Raw genomic sequence first — 5,266 nt, forward strand, 5'->3', positions numbered from 1 at the left:
GAAACTGCAGCTGGCCGATTCGCTGCTGCTCAACTCTGATTTCCAGGACTGGACCGCCGATTTGAGCCGCCCCCGCAACTGGACCTACAGCGGCCCGGCCGGCAAGGTGCAGGCCGCCCGCGTTAACGCCGATCAGGTTGGGCGTTACCAGCTGGATTTGCAGCCCGGGGCCGTTGCCGGCGGGCCGGACGCGGGCCTGCTCAGCTCCCCCGTGCGGTTGCTTGACGGGCAGAACCGCAGCCCACTGCAACTTACCATTAAAGCCCGCACGGTGGGCCTGCCTTCGTCGGTGGGAGAGCCTCGGCCTGAACCCCGTATTGTGCGCCTGCCCGTGCAGCTACTCGTAAATGGGGCCGCGGCCGGATTACCGTTGCTGTTTGAGTACTCCAGCGCCGATAAGGCCGACGAGCAGCAGTTGCTATTGCCCGGCGACCTGGGCACGGGACAGTTGCGCCTGCGCCTGGGCACGCCCGAACTGCTGGCTGGCCCCGCGCCGTCGGCCGCCTACCCGCTTCGGGTGCTGGTCGAGTCCGTAGCCCTGGCCGTGGTACCAGCAGCCCGGTCCTGGCCGACGGAAGACCGCTTTCTGGCCCTCAACCCCACGGCCGGCACGGGCATTGTACTACCGGCGGTGGAGTTGGTGCACGCCGACATTCCGCGCCTGGCCCTGCCCAACGGCCTGCCCGGGCCGGTGTCGGAAATGGACGTACTCGCGTGGCGCCATGCGCTTAGCCTACCCGACGGCTCTGCCACCACTGGCTGGGTGCGCCGCGCCCCCACGGTGGCAGAGCCGGACCCTGAAGCGCCCGCGGTTCTGGCCGGGATAGTCGCTACGCCGCCCGCGCCGCTGCTGGAACTGGCGGCAATGGAGCGCCTGGAGTTGCGCACGGCCCCGGCCGTAGGCCTGACGGGGGTGGTGAGCGGGCCGGCCGTAGGGCAGGTGGGCGTAGGCCGGATGCTTGATGCGGTAACCGACGAGCCGGGCCGGTTCGCGGTGGTTTCCTGCCAGACGGATGAGCTGCAGGATCAGGCCACCATCGTTGTGCGCCGACTGCGCGCCGGCTCCTACACCGAGGCGCCGACCGGGCCAACCGGGCGGGTGCGCTTCACCAGCCAGGGCCCGCGCTACGCTGGCCGGCAGGGCTTCCGGCGGCCGGGCGCGTAGGCCGTCCCTCTGCGCCCCCGCTTCTGTACACAACTTCCCAGCCAGAGGCTTACGGGCGGGCGGGCGCGGGGGTAGCTTCGTAGCATGGCGAACGAACCGCAGACCCCCGTCTTTATCCGCGACCTCGAAAACGCGGCCACGCAACCGGATCAGGTGCTCGGCAAGCTGTTTGAGATGGAGGGCCGCGACGGCAGCGGCAACCCGACCGGCTGGCGGGTTGGCTTTGCCACGCTGCTACAGGCACTAACCGCCTACGGGGCCGGGCCGAACGAACGTCGCGACCTGCGCAAGGCCGTGCAGCTGGAAAAGGCCACGCAGATTGTAGCGGGCGCGGGGGAGGTTTCCACCCTCGATACGCTGCCAATTGACTTTTTGTGTCTGGGCTGTACCTGCCGGGTAGAAGTCGATCAGACAGGCCAGAAAACGGATAAAGACTGGGTACTCGTCTCCGATGCCAACGGCCCGCTGCAGGTGTGGCGTGATGGCACGTTCCGGCTCGGGGGCAAGGTGCCGGCCCGCTGGGTGCCGGCCGGTTCTACGGCTGCTATTGCCGCGGGGGTGCAGCAGTTCAACCCCACCGCGGCCCGCTACGCTGTAGCCGAGCAGGTAGTTTACCAGGGCCGGTTCTGGCAGGCTACAGCCGAGATGATCCGCACGCAGTTCCCGGGCAATCTTATCCCCACGCCGGACGGCACCAACGGCTTTTGGGAAGAAGTAAGCAAGTCCAATACCACCGTCCTCTACCAACGCGCCGGGGTGCCGCTAATGCGCCAGCTACAGCTCGAGGAAGAACTCATCACCGGCCGCACCTACGAACTCGCCCGGGGCGCCAACGGCAACGTGCTGGTGACCGCCATCGGCGACACCGGCCGCGAACTAAGCCCGGTGGCGCTGTGGCGGAATCCGGCTACCCAGCAGTGGGAGCAGGCGGGGTATGATTTGGCCACCGACACGGTAAGCGAGCTGGAAACGGGCGGGGCGGGCATCCGCTACTTCCCGCAAGACTATGAGGACGCCGACGTGCTGCTGACGCGGGGGGAGATATGGGTCACTACCGACGGCGACTGGTACGGCATTGAGCTGACGCAGGTAGTCAACACGCAGCCGTTCGCCGATACGCCCGGCGAGTTTCGTTTGCTGTCTGGAATGGGCGGCCCGGGTGGTGCGCCGCAATGGAGTGCCGGTGAGCAGCTAGAAGGGTCGCTGGTGTACTATGCGGGCGTGTTGTACCGCGTGAAGGTGTACCGCGCCAATGGCACTACCCCCCCCGGCCCGACCACGACCGCTACCTACGAAGCCATCAGCTACACCGACGCGCAGGCCGTGCAGGCGGTGCGCAATAGCAACGAATTCGCCACGCTGGCCGAGCTGAGGTATCCGGTGGAGGCGGTAATCGGCGGCCAGGTGCGCCGCTTCGCCACCGTGCAGGCCGCTATCGACGCCGTGCCGACGCGCACAACAGCGACCTACAACACGGTGTACTACATCACCGTGCGCGGCAAGAGCACGCCGTACATGGAAGACCTCTCGTTTCGTGCCCGTAACATCGTGCTGACATTGGAGGCGGGGGCCGTGGTGCAGGCCGTGGTGGAACACGCGTTAGGAACTTACGCAGTTTCGCAGGTAGCCAGCCGCGTAATTATAAAAGGCGCTGGCACACTATCCGGCGCTATTGCATTAATAGAAAATCGCGGCGAAGATGGCCCGGATGGAAATCCGCTATTCTTTAAGGTAGAAGTCGCGCTTTTCAATGGTTTCATTGTGCCGTTCAAGGACGTTAGAAACGATGTGGCCGCAACGTCCTACGTCGGTCTTACCAACGTTCGCCAGACGGCCCCGGCTGGGCGCTTCCCGATGGAGTTCGGCACCGGCTATCTGGGTTCGCAGACCTATTGGCTGGTGGAGTACCGCAATTGCGCCGTAACCAGCGGCAAGGAGATACTCGGTGTGCTGCGCAACCAGCAGGGCACGCTGCTGGCCCCCACGGCCGGCTACGTAACGGTTAATCTGTTTGACTGCGTGCTGACCCCGGGTACGGGCTTCGCTGTCAGCGAGCCGGAGCTGGTGGCCACCATAACGGTGAACGACGACCCGGCCGTGCCGAATGGCCCGCAGGCAGGCGCGGTGATTGGCGGCGGCGGCAGCAGTCCCACCGGCCCAACGGCCCCGGCCGCCCCGGCCGGCGTTGACTACGCCAACCCCATTACGCTCGCCGGGGCCGCCACCCTGGCCACCGACAAGTCCTACTACCTGACCGGCGCGGGCTACGCGCTCACGCTGCCCGACCCGGCCGCCAATATCGGCGCGGGCATTTTCGTGGAGGTGGCCGAAACGGCTACCGGCTTTTTCGGCATTGGCAGCGTGGCCACGTTCCGAAACGGCGAGAGCGTGCTGCTGCGCGCCACGCCCGGCGGCTGGCGGCTCGTCGGCCCGCTCTGGCGCGGTGTGCGGGCAGAAATTGCCACCACGCCGGCTCAGCAGAATACACTGTCCGGCGCGGCACAAATACCGCTCTCCATCACGCGCCAGGATACGTTCGGCATGGCCGAGCCGGCCCAGGCGCGGCTGGTGGTTCCGCGTACCAGCCGCTACATGCTTGGCGCCGGCGGGCTGGTGAGCGGCGGTTTCTCGCCAACGGTCATCAACATCGCCTTCATCCGCGTGGCCATTCCCGGCGGCTCGACTACCGACCACGCCGTGGCCGGCATTGGCAGCGGTGCCATTCAGACCGGCAAGGCCATGGACTTGCCCGCCGGCACCGTGCTGACGCTGCACGTCTATTTCGAGTCGAGCGTGAATATGCTCGGCGGCGCGGACGGTAACTGCTTTTTTCTTTCTGCTACCGAAACCCCCTGATTATGCCCCTGCTGCTTACGCCCACCACGCCGTTCCACACCGACTCGCTGCTGCCGGTAGAACAGGTATACGCCGTCATCCGAAAGGTCGGCTACGACACCGACTCGCTGCGCATTGAGCTGAGCGTCGGCTACTACACCACGGAAGCCGCCCGGGTCGCGCGGGCGCAAACACTCTCGATTGACGCGTTGCCGATCCGGTTTCAGCAGGATGCCACGCCGGAACAGGTCAACGGTCTGCCCATTTTCGACTTCCTGGACTCGCTGGTAAAGATGCAATTGGAAGCCCTGCACCCCACGGCCCTGATTGAGCGGGTCGCCTGATGCTGGCGCTATCCTGCTGGGCCTTCCCGCCGCTGCTGGCGCTGGTACTGGGCCCTCCCGCTATTCTGTGGCTGCTGGTGCTGGTGGTCTTCTTCTGGGGCCGCGCCGCCTACAACAGCCGCTTCCGCCGCTAACCTGCCCTGCCCGCCATGTCGCACGCTACCTCTGTCCGCTACCTACCGCACCTGCTGCCCGCCGGCGCCTTGTTGCCGAGCTGGCAGCAGGTAGCGGCCGGGGCGCTGCTGCTCCCCGCCCCGCTCTATATGGCTACGATTCTTACGCTTCCGGTTTTCGAGTTCAACGTGCTGCTGCTGGATTCAGCCGCCTCCATGCCTACCCCCTTGCTGGCCGGTGGGGTAACGGTGGTGATTGCCGTGGTCGGCTGGCTGCTGAACCGCACGATTAGCGGGTTTGATACGAGCACCCAGGAAACGAAACAGGCAGTCAACGCGCTCACGGCGCTGGTAACGGAGATGCGGCTCGAGCGCAAGGACGACCGGCAGCTCACGGCCTACCTGAAAGAACGGCAGGACAAGCTAGAAGAGGAAAATCGAAGCCTCAGAAGCTCGGTCAACGCCTTCGACCGGCACATTGCCGTGGCCGCCGCCCGCAAATCCAACGACAACGACTAAGCCATGCTAGACGAAATCAAACAGCGCCTGACCATGCCCACCCCGGCCTTTTGGAAGAAACTCCAGAAGCGCGCCGCCGCCACCGCTGGGCTGTTCGGCACGCTGACGGTAACGGTGGCCTCGCTCTCCAGCCACTTGCCGGCCATTGTGCCCCAGGTGTTCGCCTTCGCTACTGCCTTCTTCGGCGGCATTGCGGCCATCTGTTCGCTGGCCGTGGACGACCCAGCGGCGTTGACCGCGCCGCCCGCGCCGGTCGAACCATTGCCCACCTACACTCAACCTGAAGCCCC

6 protein-coding genes are annotated in these 5,266 nt (G+C 65.9%); all 6 read left to right on the top strand.

The window, feature by feature from the left end:
- Window positions 1-1,165 (top strand): hypothetical protein (locus BLW21_RS21695; protein WP_217633898.1); only part of this gene is annotated, 1,165 nt, incomplete at its 5' end.
- Window positions 1,166-1,249: 84 nt separating this feature from the next.
- The gene (locus BLW21_RS20775; RefSeq protein ID WP_092744007.1) at window positions 1,250-4,021 is read left to right on the top strand and encodes a hypothetical protein; all 2,772 of its coding nucleotides are present in this window, start codon (window positions 1,250-1,252) and stop codon (window positions 4,019-4,021) included.
- A 2-nt stretch (window positions 4,022-4,023) separates the two neighbouring features.
- On the top strand, window positions 4,024-4,344 hold the full coding sequence (locus BLW21_RS20780) for a hypothetical protein (protein WP_092744009.1): 321 nt from the start codon (window positions 4,024-4,026) through the stop codon (window positions 4,342-4,344).
- Window positions 4,344-4,478: a hypothetical protein gene (locus BLW21_RS22025; protein ID WP_262490469.1), complete on the top strand. Its 135-nt coding sequence runs from the start codon at window positions 4,344-4,346 to the stop codon at window positions 4,476-4,478. Before BLW21_RS20780 ends, BLW21_RS22025 begins: the two co-directional genes overlap by 1 nt.
- Window positions 4,479-4,493: 15 nt before the next feature.
- Complete coding sequence (locus BLW21_RS20785) at window positions 4,494-4,976, top strand: hypothetical protein (protein WP_092744011.1); 483 nt, start codon at window positions 4,494-4,496, stop codon at window positions 4,974-4,976.
- 3 nt (window positions 4,977-4,979) lie between these two features.
- Window positions 4,980-5,266, top strand: a 287-nt coding sequence (locus BLW21_RS20790; RefSeq protein ID WP_139255377.1) for a hypothetical protein, incomplete at its 3' end; no start/stop codon positions are given.

It is taken from the genome of Hymenobacter psychrophilus, from assembly GCF_900107135.1.
Lineage (GTDB): Bacteria > Bacteroidota > Bacteroidia > Cytophagales > Hymenobacteraceae > Hymenobacter > Hymenobacter psychrophilus.